The sequence below is a fragment of the Streptomyces sp. NPDC088194 genome (assembly GCF_040702025.1).
GTDB lineage: Bacteria > Actinomycetota > Actinomycetes > Streptomycetales > Streptomycetaceae > Actinacidiphila.
Window position 1 is genome coordinate 22,988 of record NZ_JBFBIV010000049.1, and the last position, 23,328, is coordinate 46,315.

A 23,328-nucleotide genomic window follows, 5' to 3' on the forward strand; every position below is an offset into this window, starting at 1 on the left:
TGTCCGCTTGCGCCACGGCGTGCGCCGCCTTGACCTGCTGGGGCGTTTTCGGATGAGCTGAGGCAATGGCTGTCATCCACAAGACCACGCTGGTCCCCGGCAAGCTGGAACTCGTCGCGCCCTGGCTGGCGGCGCAACCGTGGTACGTCGGTACCGGGCGGGCGCCCGAACTCGGCAAGTCCGGCGGGTTCCGGCTCGACGACCCCGAGGGCGAGGTGGGCATCGAGTTCCTGGTGGTCACCGACACCTCGGGCGAGGACGAACCGCGCGCCTACCTCGTACCGTTGACGTATCGCGCCGAGTCGCTCGACGGTGCCGACCACGCGCTGATCGGCACCACCGAGCACGGCGTGCTCGGGCACCGCTGGGTGTACGACGGGACCCACGACCCGGTGCTCCAGGCGCAGTTGCTCGCGTTGATCCAGGACCGGGCCGAGCCGCAGGCGCAGTCCGCCTCCGACACGCCCGACCCCACGGTGGTCCCGACCCTCAACGGCCCCGCGCTGCCCGTGGACGCCGTCGCCACCACCGTCTCCCACGGTCCCGACGGCACCGAACTCGCCGTCGAGATCCCGGCGTACGCCGCCCACACCCTCCACCTCGTCCGCGCCCTCGACCCGAACTCCGCCGCCCCGGCCGACCCCGCCCTCCGCGCCCACCTCACCGCGGAATGGCAGGCCCCCGACGCCGACCACCGCGTCACCGGCCTCCTCGCCGTTCTGCGGCCCACCGCGAGTTGAGCGCGATGTGGGACGCTGAGCGGCGTGACGTCAGGGACCGCCGAGGAGTTCACGGAGCACCGCCGGAGGATGTTCGGGCTGGCCTACCGGCTGCTCGGGTCCGCCGAGGAGGCGGAGGACGCGGTGCAGGACGCGTACCTGCGGTGGAGCCGCGCGGACCGGGAGGCGATCGAGCAGCCGGGGGCGTGGCTGGCCAAGGTCGTCACCAACCTCTGCGTGAACCGGCTCACCTCCGCCCGCGCCCGGCGCGAGCGGTACGTCGGGCCGTGGCTGCCGGAACCGGTGATGACGCGGGACGGCGCGCTCGGCCCGCTGGAGTCCGCGGAGCAGCGTGACGCCGTGTCCACCGCGATGCTGGTGCTGCTGGAGCGGCTGACCCCGACCGAGCGCGCGGTGTACGTGCTGCGCGAGGCGTTCGGCTACAGCCACCGGGACCTCGCCGGCGTGCTGGAACTCACTGAGGCCAACTGCCGCCAGGTGTACCGCAGGGCGGTGAAGCGCGTGGCCACACAGGAGACCCGCTTCACGCCCGCGGTCGAGCGGCAGCGCGAACTCGTCGAGTCCTTCGTCACGGCCGCACGCGAGGGCGACCTCGCCCGCCTCGAACGGCTCCTCGCCGAGGACGTCACCTGGTGGAGCGACGGCGGCGGCAAGGTCAGCTCCGCACGGCGCCCGATCCTGGGCCGGGAGAAGGTCGTCCGCTTCATCTCCGGCACCGTCCGCAAGTTCACCGGCGCCCTCGCGGTCGACATCGTCGAGGCCAACGGCGCGCCGGCCCTGGTCGTCCGGGTCAGCGGCCACCTCTACACCGTCATCGCCCTGGACGTCCGCGACGACGCCATATCCGGCGTCTGGTCCGTCCTGAACCCGGAGAAACTGTCCTTCGTGCAGCGCCAGTTGGCGACGACGGCGTAGGTCGCTCCGGGTGGTGCGGCCGGCTCGTGGTCAGTGGGTGGCGGGGATGACCTGCCAGGCGAGGACGCCGGTCGGGACGTCGGTGAACTCCTTGGCGAAGAAGAAGTTCTCAAGTTTGTTGCCCGTGAAGGGGAACCGCAGGACGTCGCCGTCGCAGTACACGTCCGGCATGATGGCGGGATCGGGGGCATTCATCTCCCAGGCGAACCACACGGCCCCGGTCCCGGCGCAGGCTGCCTCGAGGACGTAGGCGTGGGCGTCCTTGAAGTGGGGTTCCGTCTTCATGATCCGCATGTTCTTGTTCACGGTGCCGGTCCAGTGCATTTTCACCTGGGACGACTTTGTGAGCTTCGCCTGTGCCTGCTGGCGGAGTTGGGCCTCGCTCCGGGGTGGTGTGGGTGTCGGTTCGTCCTTGTGGTCGCCGGAGGAGCATCCGCTCAGCACTACGGCGATCGCGGCTACGGCGCCCAGGGCCCGCCACCGGCGCTTCACCATCGTGAGCCCCCTGCCCCTGTGTACGCGACACCCTCTGGTCCTCAACGTATCCGACGCCCGTTGGCCGCACTGGTGCTCTTGCGAGCTGCCCGGGGCGTTGTCACGTTTGCGGGGGCCGGGCGGTTCTGAGGGGGTGACGGGCGCTCCGGTAGGGGGTGCCCCCGGCGGAGGGACGGCGAGCGGGATGACGGTGACGGGGAAGACGACGATGGTGACCGGGGGCACCGGGACGCTCGGGCGGCTGGTCGTGGAGCGGCTGCGGGCCGGCGGCGGCGAGGTGCGGGTGCTCAGCCGGCACGCGCCGCCGCCGTACGCCATCGACCTGCGCAAGGGCGGCGCGGGTCTGGTCGAAGCGCTCACGGGCGCGGACACCGTGGTGCACTGCGCGTCCAACCCGCGCGGGGGCGACGAGGAGGCGGCCGGCCACCTGATCGAGGCGGCGCGGGCCGCCGAGGTGCGGCACCTGGTGTACATCTCGATCGTCGGCGTCGACCAGGTGCAGTTCGGCTACTACCGCAGCAAGCTCGCCGTCGAGCGGCTGATCGAGGAGTCGGGGCTCGGCTGGACCGTCCTGCGCACGACGCAGTTCCACGACCTGGTGCTCCAGGTGCTGTCGGCCTTCGCGAAACTGCCGGTCATGCCGGTCCCGGTCGGCCTGGTCGACCAGCCGATCGACAGCGGCGAGGTCGCCGTACGGCTGGCCGAGCTCGCGGCGGGCGAACCGGCCGGCCGGGTACCGGACATGGGCGGACCTGAGGTGCGGACCTTCGCCGACCTGGCCCGCGCCTACCTGCGCGCGAGCGGGCGCCGCCGCCCCCTGCTCAAGGTCCCGCTGGCGGGCCGCACGTACCGTTCCTTCCGGGCGGGCGGGCACCTGGCGCCGGAACGGAACGTCGGCGTGGGCACGTTCGAGGACTTCCTCGCGGGACGTTTTCCTCCTGCGGAAACTCGCTAGCCCACGGCCGCGCGGGAGCCCCACTCTGGCCGAGGGGACACGTCCACCGGGGAGACGTGTCCCGATCGGCCGAACCGGCCGACCGGACGAGATCCGGCCGGCCGGGTCGTCCACCGCCCTACGGCGCCGCTTCGAGCACGGCGCCGTAGCGGCGTGTTGTCCCGAAGTCCCTTCCGCCACGGGCGCGTCATGTCGCGCGCCGTGACGGTGGGACCCGTCCCGAGGACGGTGCGGACAATCTGCGGCAGCGGTCAACGCCGTTGCCAGTAGGACGTTTTGAGGGGATCACGATGTACTACCCGCCCGAGGTCGTCGTCCTTGGAGCCGAGCCGCCGGACCGCCCGGTCCGCGATCCGCTCGCCGTCGCGCTGGCCAACGCCTCGTTCCTGGGCATCGGCTACCTGATGCTGCGGCGGCGCGGCCTCGCCGTACTCACCGCGCTGGTCACCTTCGTGCTGCTGATCCTGCTCGGCGTCGCCTTCCGGACGGTGTGGTGCGAGGGGGTGGTCGTCGGGTGGTGGGTGCTGATGATCGCGCACGGCTGGTTCCTGGCGGGCGGACGGCTGCGGCGGCGTACGGGCGGGGCGGGGGACGGGGCCGCGGGGGCGGCTGCGGGCGGGGCCGCGAGAGGGGCCGCGGGTGGAGGGGTGAGTACGGGCCGGCGCCCCGGACCGCTGAGCGGCTGGCGGATCAGCGGCATCCGGACGCAGCGGCTGGTCGCGCTCGGCGTCGCCGTCCCCGTGCTGGTGGTCGTGGGGCTGCTGCGGGTCGACGCCTCCCACGCGGAGGGGACGGTCACCAGCGCGCGGCACAGCGGCGACTGCGCCAAGGCGGTGAGCGCGCAGCACAGCGTGTGGGTCGGCCCGCGGCTGGCCGACTCCCCGCTCACCAAGCGCGGTGAGAAGACCGTGACGGCGTGCCGGCGGCTGGCGGTGGCCAGGTCCGACCTGGCCACCGGGCTGAGCGGCGACAGCAAGGCGTTGGGGGCCGGCTTCGACGGCCTGTCCTCGGTCCTCACTGACCTGCCCGGCCACCAGCCGATGGTCGACTCGGTGCTCGACGGATTCCTCGACGGCCTGCCCACCAAGAACGCCTGCCACACCGCAGCCGTCACCGACTGGCTGCGTACGCGCAAGCCGGACGGCAGCACGCTCGACCGGGCCTCCGCCGTGGTCCGGAAGACGGCGCCCGACGCGCTGCTCGGCTGCGGCGACAGCCTGATGGACGGCAACGACTGGGCGAAGGCGAAGACCCGTTACCAGCAGGTCCTCGCCCAGTACCCGCACGACGCGAAAGCAGCCAACGCCAAAGCCGGTGTCAGGAAAGCCCAGTTGGCGATCGAGCTGGACCACGTCGAGAACCTGCTCGACACGTCGGGCGATTCGGCGCCGCAGTACTGCTCGACGCCCGCGCGCTACAGCGGCGCCCCCGCGCGCCACAAGGGCACCAACAAGGCGCTGTTCTTCGGCAATTCCACCTACACCGACAAACTCCCGGGCGGCTGGCAGGCCACCGACGCCTCCGACGCCACCCTCGTCGTCTGCGCGGGCGACGACAAGGACGGTCCCTCCGTGCAGACCTGCCCGTACAAGGGCGGTATCTACAGCGCCTTTCCGGAGGACGTGACCTTCCACAAGATCGCGATCCCGGTGAAGGTGTACGAACTGCGCACCGGTCGCCTCGTCACCCACAGGACGGTGGAGATCAGCGGCAAGAGCTGCCCCGAGACGCTGGCGTACACCGAGTACGACGGCATCGACACCGGCCCGTCCTCGGACCAGTACGTGGACCCGAGCAAGGCGAACATCCGGGCGGCCTTCAATTCCCTGGTGCACCGTTGAGCGGTTCCTCTCCAGTCAACGGTGCGCCGTAGGCACGAAAATGCCGCCGCCCCCCACCCGCACGGTGGGAGCGGCGGCACTTTCGCGAAGAGCGCTGCCGGGCCGGGCCCGGCTACTGGCCGATCCGCGGCAGGTTGCCGAGCGGGCCGGGCAGCTCGGTGCCGGTCTGCTGCGCCCGCAGCAGCGCGATGACCGCGCCGACGCCCGCGAGGATCAGGCTGACCCAGAAGCTGAAGCCGTGGCCGCCGGCCGGGCCGAAGTCGGAGTGCGCGAAGATCGCGATCACGTAGAGCACGAAGCCGATGCCGAAGCCCAGGAAGGTCAGCGCCCTGGCCGGGGTGGGCAGTTGGATCTGCGGGGCGAAGAGGCTCGCGGCCAGCGCGCCGGCGCCGAGCACCGTCAGCACCATCGCGAACCAGGCTATGAACAGCCCGTGGTCGAAGTGCCAGGCGCTCCAACTCACACTTCCGAGGTGCACGCCGTACGCGCCGAAATCCCAGGAGTAGTAGTCGAAGAACGAGAAGATGAGGACGATGAACCCGATCCCGAGAATCGCCCAGTCGAGCCGGTTGACCGAAGCGGGGTCGAATGAACCCCCGGACGGTCCACCCGCGTGCGGCGGCGGGGCCGGCGAGCCGGGGGGCGGCGGCACGTCGTGCGTCATGGTGTCTTGTCTCCCTGGTGACATGCGTGAACGAAGAACTCCGGGCGGCTGAGACTAGCGGTCCGCCGCCTGCTCCGTAAGCAAGTCGCGGCGGCATGCGTCGGGTGGGTCCAATTGGTCGTACGGATACGGGAGAAACCCCTGTGGCGGGAAGTGCCTTTCCTGGTGTGCGGGTTTTCGTGGTGCGGACGGATAACGCCCGTGATGTCGGTTGGCGAGGTTCAAACGGTGGCAAATGAGCCGGAGTTCATCGGAATTCGGCGGAGCCGGCGACCGGCGACGGGGCAGCCGGACCGGCAGGGGGTTCGCTAAGTTCGGCTGCCTGAATTCGAGTTGAGGCGAGCGTGGAGGCGGACATGGCGGACGGCACGCGGCAACCGGGCCAGGGCGGCGCTTCGTGGGTGGGGCTCCCCGACCCCGTGGACATCCTGACCAGCCAGGACCTGGTGCTCGACTTCGACGGCGCGATGGAACTCGCCCGCGCCTACCTCGACGTGGACGCCCGGGAGCACGCCGCCGCCGTCGCCGTACGTGCCGGGGGCTCCGGCGAGGCCGACGTGCGGGTGGCCGGGGAACTCGTCACCGCGCTGATCCACCTCGCCGAGGGCGAGTCCCGGCAGGCGGTCAAGCGCCTCAAACCGCTGGACGGCTTCTCCGACCTGGACGTCGCCGCCGAGGTCTTCCTCGTGCGCGGCATGGCCATGGAGGCGCGCGGCAAGCGGGGAGACGCCGACGCGAACTACCGGCTGGCGATGGGCCTGCCGCGGGCCATCAGCGCGGGCCTGGCCGCGATCCAGCTCGCCGGGATGGCCCTGGCCACGGACGACCTCGACGAGGCCGGCCGGATGCTCCAGGCCGCGATGGGATGCGGCGTGCCGGTCGTCACCGCCCGGGCCGAACTCGAACTCGCCCTGCTCCTCGAACGATCCGGCAACCAGGAAGCCGCCATCAAGCGTTACCGCGCCGCCATCGACAGCCCGCAGCAGAAGACCGCGCTGCACGCCGCGTTCAACCTCGCCGGGCTGCTCCGGGAGACCGGCGACAGCCCCGAGCAACTCGCCGAGTCCCGGCACTACTTGGAACAGGTGCACGCCTCCGGGCACCCCGGGTACGCGCCCAAGGCCGCGGTCGACCTCGCTGTCTCGCTGCTCGAAGAGGAGCGCGCCGACGAGGCGGTGCCGCTGCTCGAAGAGGGAACCGCCGCCGCCGACCCCGCGGTCTGCGCCCTCGCCCACTTCCACCTCGGCATCATCCTCATCGACGCCGAGCAGGCCCGACGCCACCTGCGCACAGCGCAGAAAATCGGCACCGGCGAGGTGAAGACCCGCGCCGCGGAAGCGCTGAGGCTGCGCCGCGACCGCTGAGACCCGTACGGCGCAGGCCCGTTCAGCAGGCGCCCGCACGACGCCCGCACGACGCCCGTGCGGCGCCCGTGCGGCGTCAGTACGGGGTCGCTACGGAGCCTGGGCCACGGCGCTAGCGTGGGGACGGTGACAGATGAACCGCCCCGGCGGGGGCGCCGGCCGGGGGCTTCGGACACGCGCGGCGCCATCCTCGCCGTCGCGCGGCAGAAGTTCCTCGAACACGGCTACCAGGCGGTGACCCTGCGGGCGATCGCTGACGAAGCCGGCGTGGACGTCGCCCTGATCAGCTACTACTTCGGCTCCAAGCGGGGGCTGTTCGGCGCGGCGATGGCACTGGTGGCGAACCCGGCGGACGTGCTGACGCGGGTGCTCGACGGCGACCCCGCCACGTTCAGCCTGCGGGCGCTGCGCGCCTTGGTGACCATCTGGGACTCCTCCGACACCCGGCCCGCCCTGGAGGCGATGGTCCGCAGCGCGGCGGCCGACGAGGCACTCGCCGCGCTCCTGCGGGAGATGCTCGAACGCGAGGTGTTCGGCCGGATCGCCGAACGTATCGGCGGGGCGCACGCCCAGGCGCGGGCGATGGCGTTCGGCGCGCAGATGGCGGGCATCATCATGACGCGGTACGTGCTGCGCCTGGAGCCGATCGCGTCCATGTCGGTGGACGACATCGTCCGGCACTTCGGCCCCTCCCTGCGGCTCGCCCTTCAGGGCCCGCCCACCCGTAAGCGGCGGTCGTCCGGGTAGCGGGGCGGCCGGCCCCGGGAATTCATCAGGGCCGGCGGATTCGGGCGGTGCACCGGACAGGAGCCCCGTACGACCGGCGGCCGGAATTCATCAGCATGGCGAGTGGCCGACTCCGGGCGGGACCGTGAGCAGGACAGCGACATTCCGTAGGAGGAGGCTCCCATGCGCACCGTGGACTCGCGGAGCGGCACCCCACCCGCCGAACCCGCCCGCCCCGCTCACCCCGACTCACCGGCCGGCCCGGCCGTCCGGCACGGTGTGGTCCTGTTCGTCACGTGCCTCGCGCTCGGCGCGGTGGTCTCGGCGATGGCCTCGCTGAACGTCGCGCTGCCCAGCCTGGCCCGCGAAACCCACGCGAGCCAGACGCAGTTGTCGTGGGTCGTGGACGCCTACAGCCTCGCGTTCGCCTCATTGCTGCTGCCCGCGGGGGCGTTGGGCGACCGGTTCGGGCGGCGGCGGGCGCTGGTGGCCGGTCTCGTGCTCTTCGCCGTGGGGTCGGTGCTGGCCGTGTTCACCAAGGACGCCGACGAACTCATCGCGCTGCGGGGCCTGTTGGGGGTGGGCGCGGCGCTGGTGATGCCGGCGACGCTGTCCACCATCACCAGCACCTTCCCGCGTGAGCAGCGGACGAAGGCGGTGAGCGCGTGGACCGCGGTGGCCGGCGCGAGCGCCGTCGTCGGCCTGCTGACGTCGGGCCTGCTGCTCCAGGAGTGGTCGTGGCGCTCGGTGTTCCTGCTCAACGTGGTGCTCGCGGCGGTCGCCGCGGTTGGCACGCTGGCTTTCGTACCGGAGTCGGCGGAGGCGGAGCGGCCTCGGCTCGACGCGGTGGGCGCGCTGATCGCGGTGCTCGGCCTGCTCGCCCTCGTCTACTCGGTGATCGAGGCGCCCACCCGCGGCTGGGCCGACCCGCTCACCCTCGGCGGCATCGCTCTCGGCGTGCTGGTGCTCGCCGCCTTCGTCGGATGGGAACTGCGCCGGGAGCAGCCGCTGTTGGACCCGAGGCTGTTCCGCAACCGGCGGTTCTCGGCGGGCTCGGTGTCGGTCACGCTGCAGTTCTTCGTCTTCTTCGGCTTCATCTTCGTGGCCATGCAGTATCTGCAACTGGTCCGTGGGGACAGCCCGTTGGTGGCCGCGGTGAGCGTGCTGCCGCTGGCCGGCGCGCTGGTGCCCGCCACCCGGCTGACCCCGCGGCTGGTGGCCCGGGTCGGCGTGCGGCGGCCGTGGGTGGTGGGGCTGGTGCTGGTGGCGGTCGCGATGGCGGTCCTCTCACGGCTGGGCACCGACAGCCCGTACTGGCTGGTCGTCGCCGGACTGGTCCCGCTCGGGGCCGGGATGGGCCTGGCGATGACGCCGGCGACCACCGAGATCACGGACGCGCTGCCGCGGGCGCTGCAGAACGTCGGCTCGGCGATGAACGACCTGTCGCGCGAACTGGGCGGGGCGCTCGGCATCGCGGTCCTCGGGAGCCTGCTCAGCGCGGGCTACCGCACGCACCTGCACCTGCCGGCCGGGCTGCCGCCGCGGGCGGCGGACGCGGCCCGCTCCTCGCTGGCCGGGGCGAGCGGCGTCGGCGGCCCGGTCGCCGACGGAGCACGGCACGCCTTCGTGGACGGCATCCACCAGACGCTGCTGGCGGGCGCGGGCGTGGCCCTGCTCGCGGCGGTCGTCGTCGCCCTGCTGCTGCGGGGCACGCGGTCGCGTTCCGCCGGGCGCGGCGAGCAGGTCGGTGAGCAGGTCGGCGAGCAGGCCGGCGCGGCGGATGGGCCGGCTTCCCTGCCGGACGGCGCCGTTCCCCGGCCGGGCAGCACGGGCCCAATGCCGGACGGCACGGGTTCAATGCCGGGCAGCACGGGCTCAATGCCGGACGGTACGGGCCCTCGGCCGGACGGCACGTACACCGACAAGCGCCAGCCGCAGCCCCGTTGACCCACCCCGCCTGATCCGTCCCGCTCGACCCGCTCCGCCGTGCGGCCCCTCCTCCACCCGCACGGCTCGGGCCCGCGGCCGATGACGGCCGCGGGCCCGTAGTGCGGGAAACCGGGGGTCAGTGACCGCCGTTGTGCTCCTTCAGGCGGCGGAAGGACTCCTCGATCTCCGCCTCGGCCTCGGTGCGGCCGACCCAGTTCGCGCCCTCGACGGACTTGCCGGGCTCCAGGTCCTTGTAGACCTCGAAGAAGTGCTGGATCTCCAGGCGGTCGAACTCCGAGACGTGGTGGATGTCCCGCAGGTGCTCCACGCGCGGGTCGGACGCGGGCACGCACAGCACCTTGTCGTCGCCGCCGGCCTCGTCGGTCATCCGGAACATCCCGATGGCGCGGCAGGTGATCAGGCACCCGGGGAACGTCGGCTCGTCCAGGATGACCAGCGCGTCCAGCGGGTCGCCGTCCTGGCCGAGGGTGTTCTCGATGAAGCCGTAGTCCGCGGGGTAACTCGTGGACGTGAAGAGCCTGCGGTCCAGGCGGATACGACCGGACTCGTGGTCCACCTCGTACTTGTTTCGTGAACCCTTCGGGATCTCGATCGTGACGTCGAACTCCACGGCCCTACTCCTCAATGATCAGCACACAGTGTGGGTGGTTAAGTGTCTCCCACGCATCGGGGTGGTCGCGAAAGGGGCTGGTCGGCTGTGCCGCTCGGCAGGACGTGGCAGGTCGTGGCGGTATCCGCCGGGATGGGCGTGGTCGTCGCCGCGGGGGCGGCGGCCGCGGCCGGGCCGTGGCAGGGCGGGCAGCGCACCGCGGAACGGAACTTCGCCGCCACGCGGGACGCCGGGGCCGGACCGGGCGGGAAGCCGAAGGCCACGCCAGGCCCCGCATCCACGGCCGCCTCCCCGGTCGGACCCGGGGGCATATCGAGGGCCGTGCCGTCCGCGGCGCCCGTCCTGCTGCCCGTCGGCGGCTCCGCGGCGCCCCTGCCGGCCGGCCTCTCCGTCGAGCTCGCCCGCAAGCTCGACCCGCTGCTGACGGCGTACGGCATGGGCCCGGTCCGCACCGGCGCCGTGATCGACGTGAGCAGCGGCAGCGTGCTCTACGACCACCAGGACGGCACCGCGACGACCCCCGCGTCCACCACCAAACTCGCCACCGCGACGGCCGCGCTGGGCCTGCTCGGCCCGGAGAAGCGGCTGACCACGCGGGTGGTGGCGACCGGGACCACCGGGAAGGGTGACGTGGTGCTGGTCGGCGGCGGTGACCCCACGCTGGAGTTGGGGCAACTCGCCGAGGACACCGCGAAGGCGCTGAAGGCGGCCGGGCGGACGAAGATCGCGCTCGGATACGACACGTCGCTGTACAGCGGGCCGGCGCTGCACCCCATCGGGCACAACGAGAACCTCGCGCCGGTCACCGCGCTGATGGCCGACGAGGGGCGGCTCGACGGGAGCAGCAGCGGCCCCGCGTCCCGCGCGTGGGACCCGGCGGCGAGCGCGGCGGGGGACTTCGCGCAGCTGCTCGGCAAGCAGGGGATCACCGTGACCGGCGTCGCGCACGAGCACGCGGGGACGGCGGGGAACGTGGCCGGCACCACGCTCGCCACGCACGTGTCGGCGCCGCTGGCCGACCTCGTGGAACGCATGCTCACCAACAGCGACAACGACCTCGCGGAGGCGCTGGCGCGGCAGGCCGCGATCGCGAGCGGGCGGCCGGCGAGCTTCGCGGGGGGTGCGGCGGCGATCAGGGCGGCGCTGGTGCGGTACGGGGTGCCGCTGCCGCGGGCGTCGTTCCACGACGGGAGCGGGCTCGACCACGACGACCGGCTGGCGCCGGTCACCCTCGCGCGGTTGCTGGCGCTGGCGGCGAGCCCTGAACACGCCGAGCTGCGCTCGATCCTCACGGGGGTGCCGGTGGCGGACTTCACGGGGACGCTGGCGGCGCGGTTCCACGGGTCGCCTGCGGCGGGCCTGGTGCACGCGAAGACGGGGACGCTCACGGGGACCAACACGATCGCCGGGACCGTGGTCACCGCCGGCGGGCGGCTGCTCGCGTTCTCGTTCATGACCCAGGGCGGATACGACCCCGTCGCGACCGAGCGCGCCCTCGACGCCCTCGCGACAGCCGTAGCCACCGCCTGACCCTGCGGGGTGGCTGCCTCGTCCTCGTCTGCGGGCTCGTTGTGGTTGGTCGCGCAGTTCCCCGCGCCCCCCTGCGGGGTGGCTGCCTCGTTCTTGTCTGCGGGCCCGTTGTGGCTGGTCGCGCAGTTCCCCGCGCCCCTTCGGGGGGCCGCCGTCGCGGTGGCGGTTGGCTCCCGAGTGCCGGCCGGTGGCCTGCTGTGCGCTGCGGAGCAGCCGCACATACTCAGGGGCGCGGGGAACTGCGCGACCAGCCACGTCCGGCGGGCAGGTAGGTGCCCACAGCAAGGGGCCGCCACCCAGGGGCGCGGGGAACTGCGCGCTCGGCCACGACGGGCCCGCGGACGAGGCGAGGCGGCCACCCCGCAGGGGGAGGCGGCCACCCCGCAGGGGCCCGCGGACGGATCGGAGCTCCGAGAACGGGGGCGGAGAAGCGTTAGGCACCCCCAAAGCGGGAGCGGCAACGTACCGTGAAGGTATGACGAGCATCGGTGGAAGCGAGATGGTCGACTGGAACCTCGCCGTGGCGACCGCGCAGCGGCTGACGCGGCCCGGGCCGGAGGTGAGCCGGGACGAGGCACGCGCGATCGTGGCCGAGTTGCGGACCCACGCGGAGGAGTCGGAGAACCACGTCAGCGCGTTCACGCGGATGTACGGCGACGGCGGGGCCCGCCCGCACGGCACCCCCGTGCTGATCGTGGACCGCCCCGGCTGGGTCCGCGCCAACGTCGCGGGCTTCCGCGAGGTGCTCAAACCGCTGCTGGGCAAGATGCAGGCCCGCCGCCCGGGCGGCCCGGGCGGCGTCATGCTGGGCACCGTGGGCGGCAAGGTCACCGGCGTCGAGGTCGGGATGCTGCTGAGCTTCCTGTCCTCCCGGGTGCTCGGCCAGTACGAGACGTTCGCCCCCGCCACGCGGGAGATGCCCGCGGGACCGGTGCAGCCGGGCCCGGGGGAGCCCAGGGCCGGGCGGCTGCTGCTGGTCGCCCCCAACATCGTGCACGTCGAGCGCGAGCTGGACGTCGACCCGCACGACTTCCGGCTGTGGGTGTGCCTGCACGAGGAGACCCACCGCACCCAGTTCTCCGCCGTGCCCTGGCTGCGCGACCACATCGAGGGCGAGATCCAGTCCTTCCTCGGCGAGACCGAACTCGACGCCTCCACGGTCGTGGAGCGGGTCCGGCAGGCGGTGCAGACCTTCAGCGGCGCGGGCAAGGACCGCGAGGAGGGCGAGGAGGGGGCCGACGGCGAGCCGGACGACGGCCGCAGCCTCGTGGACCTCGTGCAGACCCCCGCGCAGAAGGAGATCCTCACCCGGCTGACCGCCGTGATGTCGCTGCTGGAGGGGCACGCCGACTACGTGATGGACGGCGTGGGCCCCGAGGTGGTGCCGAGCGTCGCGGAGATCCGGGAGAAGTTCGGGCAGCGCCGCGCCAGCGGCGCGGGCCGGCTCGACCAGGCGCTGCGCCGGCTGCTGGGCCTGGACGCGAAGCTTCGGCAGTACCGCGACGGCGAGCGGTTCGTGCGCGGCGTGGTCAAGGACGTCGGCATGGACGGCTTCAACCGCGTGTGGACCTCGCCGAACACGCTGCCCACCAAGGCGGAGATCGCCAAACCCGCGGAGTGGGTGGCGCGGGTGCACGGCCGCACCGACGGCTGAGCCGGGCGCCGTACCGTACCGCCGTGGACGCGGGCGGGCTCGTTCGCAGGAGCGCGAGCCCCGGCCGCGCCTCCGCGAGCCGTGGCCGTTCGCACCCTCCGCCTCACCCGTACCGGCCGTGCCGCCCCGCTGAGGGTGGTCCGGCCGCTGGTTTTGCGCCCGGTTCACCCGTCCGAGGGACCGCTGGCGTGGGGTGCCGCGTGCGATGCTCGGGTTATGCCCGGGCTTCTGTCACCATCTGAATACCCTGCGTCAACCTGTCTCGCAGGGCTTCTCGCTCTGCCCGCCCCACCCAGCCTCCCCAGGAGGGAACCGGACATGGGACCCCACCCCACGGTCGCGGCGATACGTCTGGCGGTCCGCCGCGTCCTGCACGACGTGCTCGCAGCCTCCGCCGACGCGTCCGCCGCGCCGTCCACCGCCACCGCGGGCGCCGCCGGCCCGCTCGTACTCGCCGCGTGCAGCGGCGGCGCCGATTCGATGGCGCTGGCCGCCGCCCTCGCCTTCGAAGCGCCCCGGCTCGGCATGCGTGCCGGCGCCGTCACCGTCGACCACGGCCTGCAAAGCGGCTCGGCCCGCCGCGCCCAGGAGGTCGTGGAGCGGCTGCGTGCCCTCGGCCTCGACCCCGTCGACGCGATCGGCGTGACCGTCGGCCGGCAGTCCACCACGGCCGCGCACGGCGGCGCGTACGTCGGCACCGCGGGCACCGGCACCGGTCGCCGGGTCGGCCCCGAGGCCGCCGCGCGCGACGCGCGGTACGCCGCGCTGGACACCGTCGCCGAACGCCGCGGCGCCGCCGCGGTGTTGCTCGGCCACACCCGGGACGACCAGGCGGAGACGGTGCTGCTCGGCCTCGCCCGCGGTTCCGGCACCCGCTCGCTGTCCGGCATGGCCGCGGTCTCCGGCACCGGCGGCCGCTACCGCCGGCCGTTCCTGCTGCTCGACCGCGACACCGTCCGCCAGGGCTGCCTCGCCCAGGGCATCACCGTGTGGGAGGACCCGCACAACCACGACCCCGCGTACACCCGCTCCCGGGTCCGGCACGAAGCGCTGCCGGTGCTGGAGAAGTCGCTCGGCAAGGGCGTCGTGCAGGCGCTGGCCCGTACCGCCCAGCTCTCGCGCGACGACGCCGACGCCCTCGACCAGTGGGCCGCCGACGCGCAGGCCGACGTGGCCGGCGACGACGGCAGCCTCGACGTGGCGCGGCTGCACCGGCTGCCCGCGGCGGTCCGGCGCCGGGTGCTGCGCAGAGCGGCGGTGGCCGCCGGGTCCCCGCCCGGCTTCCTCTTCGCCCGCCACATCGAAGAGGTGGACCGCCTGGTGACGGGTTGGCGCGGGCAGAAGGCGCTCAACCTGCCGGGCGGCGTCGCCGTCCGAAGGGCGGATGGCAGACTGGTGTTCTCGCCGTCGTAGAGCCGCAGACCTGAGGACGTACCGCGTAGTGAACGAGACCGACATGGGCGCCGACCTTGAGAAGGTGCTCATCGCCAAGGCAGACATCGACGCGAAGCTGGGGGAGCTGGCCGCCGAGATCGATCGGGACTACGCGGGCAAGGACCTGCTGATCGTCGGTGTCCTCAAGGGCGCCGTCATGGTGATGGCCGACCTGGCCCGAGCCCTGTCGAGCAACGTGACCATGGACTGGATGGCGGTGTCCTCCTACGGCGCCGGCACCAAGTCCTCCGGCGTGGTCCGCATCCTCAAGGACCTCGACACCGACATCGCCGGACGGCACGTCCTGATCGTCGAGGACATCATCGACTCCGGGCTGACCCTCTCCTGGCTGATCAGCAACCTCGGATCGCGCGGCCCGGCCTCCCTGGAGGTCTGCACGCTGCTGCGCAAGCCCGAGGCGGCGAAGGTTCGCATCGATGTCAAATACACTGGCTTCGACATCCCCAACGAGTTCGTGGTCGGTTACGGCCTGGACTACTCCGAGAAGTACCGCAACCTGCCGTTCGTCGGCACCCTCGCACCGCACGTCTACGGGGGCTGAGGCCGCACTGAGACCACCCTCACGGCGGCCCGGGGAACCCCTGTCGGTTTCCCGCCGTTGGAGCAGGGGAAAGCCGGATTGTTAACGGTCGGCGGCAACCTCGGGTCACAATGCTGGGGTACCGTCCGAAGGATCGGGTCATACACCGGATGCACACGCCGCCCACCAGCGGCTGTGCCTCACTGCGGCAGGAGGGACGGGGCGTTTACGCCCCGCATGGATGGACGTGAAGCGCTATTTCCGTGGGCCGGTCATGTGGATCGTGCTGGCTGTCCTTGCCGTGGTCGTGTTGATGGAAGTCGTCGGCTCCGGCGGCGGCTACAAGACAGTCGACACAGGCCAGGTACTGCACGCGATCAACACCAACCACGCCAGTTCCGCACAGCTGACCACTGGGGACGACAACTCCATCAAGGTCCAGCTCAAGGACGGCTACAAGATCAAGGGCAGCTCGAAGGTCCGCGCCAGCTACATCGGCAACCAGGGCTCCTCGATCGCCGCAAACCTGCAGAAGATCCAGGACGGACAGGTCAAGGGCGTCGCACTGCCCGACGGCTACACCGTCTCGCCGTCCAAGCAGAACGCGTTCGTCAGCATCCTGCTGTCGCTGCTGCCCTTCGTCCTGATCGTGGTGGTCTTCCTCTTCCTGATGAACCAGATGCAGGGCGGCGGTTCGCGCGTCATGCAGTTCGGGAAGTCCAAGGCCAAGCTGATCACCAAGGACACCCCCAAGACCACCTTCGCCGACGTCGCGGGCTGCGACGAGGCGGTGGAGGAACTGCAGGAGATCAAGGAGTTCCTGCAGGAGCCGGCGAAGTTCCAGGCCGTCGGCGCCAAGATCCCCAAGGGCGTGCTGCTCTACGGCCGTCCCGGCACCGGTAAGACGCTGCTGGCGCGAGCCGTGGCCGGCGAGGCCGGCGTGCCGTTCTACTCGATCTCGGGTTCCGACTTCGTCGAGATGTTCGTCGGCGTCGGCGCCTCCCGGGTCCGCGACCTGTTCGAGCAGGCCAAGGCGAACGCCCCGGCGATCGTCTTCGTCGACGAGATCGACGCTGTCGGCCGGCACCGCGGTGCGGGCCTCGGCGGCGGTCACGACGAGCGCGAGCAGACCCTCAACCAGCTGCTCGTCGAGATGGACGGCTTCGACGTCAAGGGCGGCGTGATCCTCATCGCCGCGACGAACCGGCCGGACATCCTCGACCCGGCGCTGCTGCGCCCGGGCCGGTTCGACCGGCAGATCGCGGTCGACCCGCCGGACCTCAACGGCCGGCTGGAGATCCTCACCGTGCACCAGAAGGGCAAGCCGATCGCGCCGGACGTCGACCTCATGGCCGTCGCCCGCCGCACCCCCGGCTTCACCGGTGCCGACCTGAGCAACGTGCTCAACGAGGCGGCGCTGCTCACCGCGCGCAGCGACAAGAAGGTGATCGACAACAGCGTGCTGGACGAGGCCATCGACCGTGTGGTGGCCGGCCCCCAGAAGCGCACCCGGATCATGTCGGACAAGGAGAAGAAGACCACCGCTTACCACGAGGGCGGACACGCCCTGGTCGCGGCGGCCTCACCGAACTCCGACCCGGTCCACAAGATCACCATCCTGTCCCGCGGCCGTGCCCTCGGTTACACGATGGTGCTGCCCGACGAGGACAAGTACTCCACGTCGCGCAACGAGATGCTCGACCAGCTCGCCTACATGATGGGCGGCCGGGCGGCGGAGGAACTGGTCTTCCACGACCCGACCACCGGCGCCTCGGACGACATCGACAAGGCCACCACCACCGCCCGCGCCATGGTCACGCAGTACGGCATGACCGAGCGGCTCGGCGCGATCAAGTTCGGCACCAGCGACTCGGAGCCGTTCCTCGGTCGTGAGATGGGTCACCAGCGCGACTACTCGGAAGAGGTCGCCGGGCTGGTCGACGAGGAGGTCAAGAAGCTGATCGAGACGGCGCACAACGAGGCGTGGGAGATCCTCGTCGAGAACCGCGACGTCCTCGACAACCTCGTGCTCGCGCTGCTGGAGCGGGAGACGCTCAACAAGGAGGAGATCGCCGAGATCTTCGCCCCGGTGGTCAAGCGTCCGCCGCGCCCGGCCTGGACCGGTTCGGCTCGCCGGACCCCGTCCACCCGGCCGCCGGTGCTCTCCCCGAAGGAGCTGGCACTGACCAACGGCGCCCAGGCGATCAACGGAAGCGGCCCCTCGCCGGTCTCCACCACCAAGCCCACCGAGCCGGTCGACCTGCCGGAAGACCGCCCGGAGAGCTGAACATCACACCGATCCACCCCGTTTCGGGCACTGTCCGGAATGCGATTCGCGGCCCCAGGGTTCTAGCCTTGGGGCCGCGGCCGTGTTTTCGACCGGCTGCGTTTCCCTACCGGCCGCGATGGCAGCAGCAAGACGCATCAGCAAGGCGGCACCGGCGAGGCGGCACCGGCCAGGTGGCGCCGGCAGGAGGAGCGAGGCCCATGACCGACCCCGTGACGCTCGACGGCGACCAGATCCCCGGCGAGTTCGACGAGAAGCGGGCCGAGGCCGCGATCCGTGAGCTGCTCTACGCGGTGGGCGAGGACCCCGACCGGGAGGGCCTGCGCGAGACCCCGAGCCGGGTGGCCCGCGCCTACCGGGAGATATTCGCCGGGCTGTGGCAGCAGCCCGAGGACGTACTGACCACCACCTTCGACCTCGGTCACGACGAGATGGTGCTGGTCAAGGACATCGAGGTGATGTCCTCCTGCGAGCACCACCTGGTGCCCTTCGTCGGCGTCGCCCACATCGGGTACATCCCGGCGAGCAGCGGGAAGATCACCGGGCTGTCGAAGCTGGCGCGGCTGGTGGACGTGTACGCGCGGCGCCCGCAGGTGCAGGAGCGGCTGACCACGCAGGTCGCCGACGCGATGATGCGGATACTGGAGCCGCGCGGGGTGATCGTGGTCATCGAGTGCGAGCACATGTGCATGACGATGCGCGGGGTGCGCAAGCCCGGGGCGAAGACCATCACGTCGGCGGTGCGCGGCCAGCTGAGGGACCCCGCGACGCGCTCCGAGGCGATGAGCCTGATCATCGGCCGCGGGTAGCTGCTCGGGGGAACCGGGGCAGCCAGGCATCCGGCGCAGCTGAAGGATCTGCCCGGGTAACCGGAAGCAGCCCGGGGGGAAGGTTTCCGGTCGTACCGGCGGGCTGTCGAGCGCGCCCGGCCGAGAGATCGTCGCGGATTGACACGACTCGCGCGCAACCCGTAGACGGATGATTCCGTCCTAGTGGGCGCAACCGTCCCTCATACCGGAACCTGTGAGCACCTTGTCCGCTGACCGCGCCCGCATGACGCACCACCGCCTGATGCCGCACGCCTCGTCCGTACCGAAGATCTTCGGTACGGCGGCGGCCGTGATCGGCCTGCTCGACGTGGTCTCCGCGGTGTTCCCCGCCTTCCGCAACCGGCGGATGCACGAGCTGGCCGCGGTCTTCCCGGGCACCGTCAGCTCGCTCGCGGCGGCGACGGCGGTGGTCACCGGCATCCTGCTGCTGATGCTGGCGCACGGCCTGAAGCGGGGCAAGCAGCGCGCCTGGTGGGCGGCGGTACTGCTGCTGCCGCTCGGCGCCGCCACCCAGATCGTCTACCGGCACTCGATCTTCGGCGCCGTGGTCTCGCTGGGCCTGCTCACCCTGCTGATCAGGTACCGCGGCGAGTTCACCGCGCTCTCCGACCCGCGCACCCGCTGGCGGGCCGTGGTGAACCTGGTCGGCCTCAGCACGCTGGCGTTCTGCCTCGGCCTGGTCATCACCAGCGCCCACCCCGCCTCCGAGCGCGGCAACCCCGGCATCACCGACCGCTGCCTGCACGTGCTCTACGGGCTCTTCGGCTTCTCCGGCCCGGTGCACTACACCAGCGACCGGGTCGGCGACGTGGTCGGCTACTCGCTGGGCGGCCTCGGCCTGCTCATCGCCTGCTCCACCGCCTACCTGGTGCTGCGGCCGGCCCGCCCGGTCGCCGAGCTGAGCGAGGACGACGAGCAGCGGCTGCGGGTCCTGCTCGCCCGGCACGGCGCCCGCGACTCCCTCGGCCACTTCGCGCTGCGCCGCGACAAGTCCGTGGTCTTCTCGCCCAGCGGCAAGGCCGCGATCTGCTACCGGGTGGTCTCCGGCGTGGCGCTGGCCAGCGGCGACCCGATCGGTGACGTGGAGGCGTGGCCCGGCGCCATCGAGTCCTACATGGACCTCGCCCGCGCGCACGCCTGGCTGCCCGCCGTCGTCGGGTGCAGCGAGACCGGCGGCGAGGTGTGGACCCGGGAGACCGGCCTGGACGCCCTGGAACTCGGCGACGAGGCGATCGTGGACGTCGTGGACTTCACGCTGGCCGGGCGGGCGATGCGGAACGTACGGCAGATGGTCAAGCGGATCGAGCGGTGCGGATACGTCTGCCGGGTGCGGCGGGTGCACGAGCTGACCGAGGAGGAGAAGCAGCGGGTGCGGCTCGCCGCGGACGCCTGGCGCGGCACCGACACCGAGCGCGGCTTCTCCATGGCGCTCGGCCGGTTCGGCGAGGAGACCGACGGGGACTGCGTGGTCGTCACCGCCCACAAGGAGTGCGAGGCGGACGCCGCGCACCCCGAACTCGGCGACCTGCGGGCCGTCCTGCACTTCGTGCCCTGGGGGGCGGACGGCATGTCCCTGGAGCTGATGCGGCGCGACCGCGCCGCCGACCCCGGGCTCAACGAACTCCTCATCGTGGCCGCCCTGCAGAAGGCGCCCGAGCTGGGCGTGAAGCACGTCTCGCTGAACTTCGCGATGTTCCGCTCGGCACTGGCCCGCGGCGAGCGGATCGGCGCCGGGCCGGTGCTGCGCGGATGGCGCGGGCTGCTGGTGTTCCTGTCCCGCTGGTTCCAGATCGAGTCGCTGTACAAGTTCAACGCCAAGTTCCAGCCCCAGTGGGTGCCGCGGTTCCTGGTCTTCCCCAACTCGCGCGACCTGCCCCGGATCGGCTTCGCCATCATGCAGGCCGAGGGCTTCGTCACCCTGTCGCTGCCGCTGCCCGACGCCCTCCAGCGCTTCCTGCCCGGCCGCGCCGCCCGCCCCGCCCACCGCCACAAGCCCGGCTACGCCTCCCTGGAGGACGCCCCCGAGCGGAAGTTCGTGGCATAGCGCCCGGCCCGGCGCCCGGAGGCGAGTCGGCGGCGTAGGGACAGACCCGTACGCTGGGCGCATGAGTACGTCACAGGCGCGGAGCGGACCGGTCGGACTGCCGCGGTGGGATCGCTGCGCCGTCATGGGTGTGGTGAACGTCACGCCCGACTCGTTCTCCGACGGCGGGCAGTGGTTCGATCCGGAACTGGCGGTGAAGCACGGCCTGGACCTGGTCGCGCAGGGCGCTGACCTGGTCGACGTGGGTGGGGAGTCCACCCGGCCCGGCGCGGCGCGGGTGGACGAAGCGGAGGAGCTGCGCCGGGTGATCCCGGTGGTGCGCGAGCTGGCGGCCTCCGGGGTGCTGGTGAGCGTGGACACGATGCGCGCGTCCGTCGCCGAGCAGGCGGTCGCGGCCGGCGCCCGGCTGGTCAACGACGTCAGCGGCGGCCTGGCCGACCCGGCGATGGTCCCGGTGGTCGCGTCGGCCGCGGTGCCGTTCGTGGTGATGCACTGGCGCGGCCGCAGCATCGACATGAACAACCGCGCGGTCTACGGCGACGTGCTCGGCGAGGTGCTCGCCGAGCTGCGGACCGGGCTGACCCGGGCGCTGGAGGGCGGCATCGCGCCCGAACGGATCGTGGTCGACCCGGGCCTGGGCTTCGCGAAGACCGCCGAGCACGACCTGACGCTGCTCGCGCACCTGCCCGAACTGGCCGCGCTGGGCCGCCCGCTGCTGGTCGCCGCCTCCCGCAAGCGGTTCCTCGGCCGGGTGCTGGCCGGGACCGCGCAGGCCGCGCCGCCGCCGGCCAGGGAACGGGACGCGGCGACCGCCGCGGTGACCGCGATCGCCGCGCGCGAGGGCGCGTGGGCGGTGCGGGTGCACGAGGTGCGGGCGAGCGCCGACGCGGTACGGGTGGCCCGCGCCATCGAGGCCGCCGGCTCCGGCGCGGTCGCCGAGACCCCCGAGGGACAGGCGTGACGGGGCGTACCGCGGAGTCGCGCGCGGTCGAGCGGGCCAACCAGGCGTTCTACGACGCGATCGAGCACTCCAACCTCGACGAGCTGGAGGCGGTCGTGCTGACCGGCCCGCTCGCGGAGTCCGTCTCGACGGTGCACCCCGGCTGGCCGGTGCTGCGCGGGCGGCGCGAGGTGATGCGCTCGTACGCGCTGATCATGGCGAACACGGAGTACATCCAGTTCTTCCTCACCGACGTGGAGGTCGCGGTCGACGGCGACGCCGCGCTGGTGACCTGCACCGAGAACATCCTCACCGGTGGCCCCGCCGAGGAGGACGGCTCCGCGGGCGCCCTGGTCGGCGGCCTGGTGGTTGCCACGAACATCTTCCGGCGCACCTCCGAGGGCTGGCGGCTGTGGGCGCACCACGGCTCCCCGGTGCTCGCGGAGGAGGATGACGACGACGAGGACGACGACATCGCGGCCGACGACGTCGACGCCGCCATAGAGGACGTGCTCGGCGAGGTCCTGGAGGCCGCGAAGGCCGACGACGAGGACCTGGACGGCGGCGCCAACGGCGACGACGACGGCGCCAACGACAACGCTGGCGGCGACAACGACGACGGCGACGGTGGCGACACCGACGGGCACGGCGAAGAGGCCGGCGACGGCACCACCAAGGCCGATGACGGCGACGACGGCAAGGACGACGGCGACCACGGCGACGACGGCGGCGAGGACGGCCGCGGCCGGCGCGGCGCCGGCGACGGTACGGAGGAGTGAGCAGCGTGGACCGGGTCACACTGCGCGGGCTGAGCATCCGCGGCAACCACGGCGTGTTCGACCACGAACGGGCGGACGGCCAGACCTTCGTGGTCGATCTCGCGCTCGGCCTGGACACGTCCGCGGCGGCGGCCGGTGACGACCTGACGCGTACCGTGCACTACGGTGTGCTGGCCGAACAGGTCGCGGCCGTCGTCTCCGGCGAGCCGGTCAACCTCATCGAAACCCTCGCCCAGCGCATTGCCGACACGTGCCTGGGGCACGCTCAGGTGGAGGAGGTGGAGGTGACCGTGCACAAGCCGGACGCGCCGATCACCGTGCCGTTCGACGACGTGACCGTGACGATCACCCGGAGGCGCCCGTGAGTGCGGAGAATCCCGACGACAGCACCGGACACGCCCCTGAGTTCGGGGTGGCCGATCCGACCGTGCAGCCCGTGCCCGCCGAGGTGACCGCCCGGGTCGACGCCGCCGACAGCACCCTGCAGAACCCGCGCACCGCGGTGATCGCGCTGGGCGGCAACCTGGGCAACCGCCTGGAGACCCTGCAAGGCGCCGTGGACGCCCTGGAGGACACCCCGGGGGTGCGGGTCAAGGAAGTCTCCCCGGTGTACGAGACCGAGCCGTGGGGCGTCCCCGAGGGCAGCCAGCCGGCGTACTTCAACGCGGTCGTGGTGGTGCGCACCACGCTGCCGCCGGCCTCCCTGCTGGAGCGCGCCCACGCCATCGAGGAGGCGTACCTGCGGGTGCGCACCGAGCACTGGGGCCCGCGCACCATCGACGTCGACATCGTGGCGTACGACGCCTGCGTGTCCGACGACCCGGTGCTGACCCTTCCGCACCCGCGGGCGCACGAGCGGGCCTTCGTCCTCGTGCCGTGGCACGACGTGCAGCCGGCCGCCGTGCTGCCCGGCCGCGGCCCGGTCGCCGAACTGCTGGCCGCGGTCGGCGACGGCGGCGTACGGCGGCGCGGCGACGTGGAACTGCGGCTGCCCGAATAATCGTTGGGACCTGCGCCGGCATATTCGGC

At 72.3% G+C, this 23,328-nt stretch carries 20 protein-coding genes and 1 pseudogene; 18 read left to right on the top strand and 3 right to left on the bottom strand.

The genetic code is table 11. The annotated features are described in order from the left end of the window. Positions 1 to 65 precede the first annotated feature (65 nt). Both AB0399_RS25185 and AB0399_RS25190 read left to right on the top strand, forming a co-directional pair. The gene (locus AB0399_RS25185) at positions 66 to 740 is read left to right on the top strand and encodes a 1,4-alpha-glucan branching protein (RefSeq protein ID WP_366412883.1); all 675 of its coding nucleotides are present in this window, start codon (positions 66 to 68) and stop codon (positions 738 to 740) included. A gap of 24 nt (positions 741 to 764) precedes the next feature. Then, the gene (locus AB0399_RS25190) at positions 765 to 1,655 is read left to right on the top strand and encodes an RNA polymerase sigma-70 factor (RefSeq protein ID WP_329368119.1); all 891 of its coding nucleotides are present in this window, start codon (positions 765 to 767) and stop codon (positions 1,653 to 1,655) included. 30 nt (positions 1,656 to 1,685) lie between these two features. Here AB0399_RS25190 and AB0399_RS25195 read toward each other — a convergent pair whose 3' ends face one another. Beyond that, positions 1,686 to 2,150, bottom strand: coding sequence for a hypothetical protein (locus tag AB0399_RS25195; protein ID WP_366412884.1), 465 nt, complete (start codon positions 2,148 to 2,150; stop codon positions 1,686 to 1,688). 184 nt (positions 2,151 to 2,334) lie between these two features. On the opposite strand from AB0399_RS25195, the gene AB0399_RS25200 reads away from it, so the two are divergent. Both AB0399_RS25200 and AB0399_RS25205 read left to right on the top strand, forming a co-directional pair. Then, positions 2,335 to 3,105, top strand: a complete 771-nt coding sequence (locus AB0399_RS25200) for an NAD(P)H-binding protein (protein ID WP_366412885.1) — start codon at positions 2,335 to 2,337, stop codon at positions 3,103 to 3,105. 290 nt (positions 3,106 to 3,395) lie between these two features. Beyond that, on the top strand, positions 3,396 to 4,946 hold the full coding sequence (locus tag AB0399_RS25205) for a hypothetical protein (protein ID WP_366412886.1): 1,551 nt from the start codon (positions 3,396 to 3,398) through the stop codon (positions 4,944 to 4,946). A gap of 112 nt (positions 4,947 to 5,058) precedes the next feature. On the opposite strand, the gene AB0399_RS25210 is transcribed toward AB0399_RS25205, so the two are convergent. Further along, positions 5,059 to 5,610 carry a hypothetical protein gene (locus AB0399_RS25210; RefSeq protein ID WP_328465294.1) on the bottom strand — a complete coding sequence of 184 codons (552 nt, stop codon included), beginning with the start codon at positions 5,608 to 5,610 and terminating at the stop codon, positions 5,059 to 5,061. Positions 5,611 to 5,966: 356 nt separating this feature from the next. On the opposite strand from AB0399_RS25210, the gene AB0399_RS25215 reads away from it, so the two are divergent. The 3 genes from AB0399_RS25215 to AB0399_RS25225 all read left to right on the top strand — a co-directional run bounded on the left by AB0399_RS25215 (position 5,967) and on the right by AB0399_RS25225 (position 9,647). Next, positions 5,967 to 6,974 (top strand): hypothetical protein, encoded by a 1,008-nt coding sequence (locus AB0399_RS25215; RefSeq protein WP_366412887.1) that lies wholly within the window; start codon positions 5,967 to 5,969, stop codon positions 6,972 to 6,974. Positions 6,975 to 7,100: 126 nt separating this feature from the next. Beyond that, positions 7,101 to 7,721 (top strand): TetR family transcriptional regulator, encoded by a 621-nt coding sequence (locus AB0399_RS25220; protein ID WP_329368127.1) that lies wholly within the window; start codon positions 7,101 to 7,103, stop codon positions 7,719 to 7,721. A 162-nt stretch (positions 7,722 to 7,883) separates the two neighbouring features. Beyond that, positions 7,884 to 9,647, top strand: a complete 1,764-nt coding sequence (locus AB0399_RS25225; RefSeq protein ID WP_366412888.1) for an MFS transporter — start codon at positions 7,884 to 7,886, stop codon at positions 9,645 to 9,647. A gap of 118 nt (positions 9,648 to 9,765) precedes the next feature. Here AB0399_RS25225 and AB0399_RS25230 read toward each other — a convergent pair whose 3' ends face one another. Then, a complete protein-coding gene (locus tag AB0399_RS25230) occupies positions 9,766 to 10,260 on the bottom strand; it encodes an inorganic diphosphatase (protein ID WP_328465286.1) in 495 nt (164 codons plus the stop codon). A 114-nt stretch (positions 10,261 to 10,374) separates the two neighbouring features. On the opposite strand from AB0399_RS25230, the gene dacB reads away from it, so the two are divergent. From dacB to folK, 11 genes and pseudogenes are all read left to right on the top strand, one after another. Continuing rightward, complete coding sequence (dacB, locus tag AB0399_RS25235) at positions 10,375 to 11,790, top strand: D-alanyl-D-alanine carboxypeptidase/D-alanyl-D-alanine-endopeptidase (RefSeq protein ID WP_366412889.1); 1,416 nt, start codon at positions 10,375 to 10,377, stop codon at positions 11,788 to 11,790. 475 nt (positions 11,791 to 12,265) lie between these two features. After that, entirely contained in the window at positions 12,266 to 13,444 is a 1,179-nt protein-coding gene (locus AB0399_RS25240; protein ID WP_329368136.1) for a zinc-dependent metalloprotease, read from the top strand. Positions 13,445 to 13,762: 318 nt separating this feature from the next. Beyond that, positions 13,763 to 14,857: a tRNA lysidine(34) synthetase TilS gene (gene tilS / locus AB0399_RS25245; protein WP_328465280.1), complete on the top strand. Its 1,095-nt coding sequence runs from the start codon at positions 13,763 to 13,765 to the stop codon at positions 14,855 to 14,857. A gap of 28 nt (positions 14,858 to 14,885) precedes the next feature. After that, a complete protein-coding gene (hpt, locus tag AB0399_RS25250; RefSeq protein ID WP_328465278.1) occupies positions 14,886 to 15,440 on the top strand; it encodes a hypoxanthine phosphoribosyltransferase in 555 nt (184 codons plus the stop codon). A gap of 220 nt (positions 15,441 to 15,660) precedes the next feature. Next, the gene (ftsH, locus tag AB0399_RS25255; protein ID WP_329368139.1) at positions 15,661 to 17,706 is read left to right on the top strand and encodes an ATP-dependent zinc metalloprotease FtsH; all 2,046 of its coding nucleotides are present in this window, start codon (positions 15,661 to 15,663) and stop codon (positions 17,704 to 17,706) included. 200 nt (positions 17,707 to 17,906) lie between these two features. Next, positions 17,907 to 18,515, top strand: coding sequence for a GTP cyclohydrolase I FolE (gene folE, locus AB0399_RS25260; protein WP_329368141.1), 609 nt, complete (start codon positions 17,907 to 17,909; stop codon positions 18,513 to 18,515). A 244-nt stretch (positions 18,516 to 18,759) separates the two neighbouring features. Next, positions 18,760 to 20,580, top strand: a complete 1,821-nt coding sequence (locus AB0399_RS25265) for a phosphatidylglycerol lysyltransferase domain-containing protein (protein WP_366412890.1) — start codon at positions 18,760 to 18,762, stop codon at positions 20,578 to 20,580. A 61-nt stretch (positions 20,581 to 20,641) separates the two neighbouring features. After that, on the top strand, positions 20,642 to 21,541 hold the full coding sequence (gene folP / locus AB0399_RS25270) for a dihydropteroate synthase (protein ID WP_328465270.1): 900 nt from the start codon (positions 20,642 to 20,644) through the stop codon (positions 21,539 to 21,541). Further along, a pseudogene (locus tag AB0399_RS25275) lies at positions 21,538 to 21,993 on the top strand (nuclear transport factor 2 family protein); the annotation flags it as partial. The gene folP and the pseudogene AB0399_RS25275, both read left to right, overlap by 4 nt. 311 nt (positions 21,994 to 22,304) lie before the next feature. Continuing rightward, a complete protein-coding gene (gene folB / locus AB0399_RS25280) occupies positions 22,305 to 22,664 on the top strand; it encodes a dihydroneopterin aldolase (RefSeq protein WP_328465268.1) in 360 nt (119 codons plus the stop codon). Continuing rightward, positions 22,661 to 23,299: a 2-amino-4-hydroxy-6-hydroxymethyldihydropteridine diphosphokinase gene (gene folK, locus AB0399_RS25285; RefSeq protein ID WP_329368147.1), complete on the top strand. Its 639-nt coding sequence runs from the start codon at positions 22,661 to 22,663 to the stop codon at positions 23,297 to 23,299. Before folB ends, folK begins: the two co-directional genes overlap by 4 nt. Positions 23,300 to 23,328 lie beyond the last annotated feature (29 nt).

Bases quoted from the DNA above. Each gene is read 5' to 3' on its own strand.
- AB0399_RS25185 (WP_366412883.1), top strand. From the start codon at position 66: ATGGCTGTCATCCACAAGACCACGCTGGTCCCCGGCAAGCTGGAACTC.
- AB0399_RS25195 (WP_366412884.1), bottom strand. From the start codon at position 2,150: ATGGTGAAGCGCCGGTGGCGGGCCCTGGGCGCCGTAGCCGCGATCGCC.
- AB0399_RS25200 (WP_366412885.1), top strand. From the start codon at position 2,335: ATGACGGTGACGGGGAAGACGACGATGGTGACCGGGGGCACCGGGACG.
- AB0399_RS25205 (WP_366412886.1), top strand. From the start codon at position 3,396: ATGTACTACCCGCCCGAGGTCGTCGTCCTTGGAGCCGAGCCGCCGGAC.
- AB0399_RS25210 (WP_328465294.1), bottom strand. From the start codon at position 5,610: ATGACGCACGACGTGCCGCCGCCCCCCGGCTCGCCGGCCCCGCCGCCG.
- AB0399_RS25215 (WP_366412887.1), top strand. From the start codon at position 5,967: ATGGCGGACGGCACGCGGCAACCGGGCCAGGGCGGCGCTTCGTGGGTG.
- AB0399_RS25225 (WP_366412888.1), top strand. From the start codon at position 7,884: ATGCGCACCGTGGACTCGCGGAGCGGCACCCCACCCGCCGAACCCGCC.
- AB0399_RS25240 (WP_329368136.1), top strand. From the start codon at position 12,266: ATGACGAGCATCGGTGGAAGCGAGATGGTCGACTGGAACCTCGCCGTG.
- tilS (WP_328465280.1), top strand. From the start codon at position 13,763: ATGGGACCCCACCCCACGGTCGCGGCGATACGTCTGGCGGTCCGCCGC.
- ftsH (WP_329368139.1), top strand. From the start codon at position 15,661: ATGGACGTGAAGCGCTATTTCCGTGGGCCGGTCATGTGGATCGTGCTG.
- folE (WP_329368141.1), top strand. From the start codon at position 17,907: ATGACCGACCCCGTGACGCTCGACGGCGACCAGATCCCCGGCGAGTTC.
- AB0399_RS25265 (WP_366412890.1), top strand. From the start codon at position 18,760: ATGACGCACCACCGCCTGATGCCGCACGCCTCGTCCGTACCGAAGATC.
- folP (WP_328465270.1), top strand. From the start codon at position 20,642: ATGAGTACGTCACAGGCGCGGAGCGGACCGGTCGGACTGCCGCGGTGG.